General features: G+C 53.9%; 1 protein-coding gene. It reads right to left on the bottom strand.

The window, feature by feature from the left end; genetic code table 11:
- Positions 1-18: 18 nt before the first annotated feature.
- A partial coding sequence (locus HWX34_RS21015) for an IS3 family transposase (protein ID WP_178974157.1) occupies positions 19-282 on the bottom strand: 264 nt, incomplete at its 5' end.

Raw genomic sequence — 282 nt, 5'->3', positions numbered from 1 at the left:
TGAATCGCCCCGGCTTCTCTAGACACTCTTGAGCCGTTGGAAATATTGCTTCTCAAACTCTACCGGCGATAGCCCGTTTGCGGAACCATGCCGGCGTTTCGGGTTGTAGAACATCTCGATGTAATCGAAGATGTCCCGCCGGGCCTCTTCCCTATCGTGATAGATTTTGCGCTTGATACGCTCACGCTTCAGCAACTGGAAAAAACTCTCCGCCACGGCATTGTCGTGGCAGTTCCCGCGCCGACTCATGCTGGGCACCAAGCGATGAGCTTTCAAGAAGTC

The organism is Aquitalea sp. LB_tupeE, assembly GCF_013391415.1.
Lineage (GTDB): Bacteria > Pseudomonadota > Gammaproteobacteria > Burkholderiales > Chromobacteriaceae > Aquitalea.
Note: the sequence above shows the minus strand (reverse complement) of the source record. Positions and strands in the feature narration are given on the sequence as shown.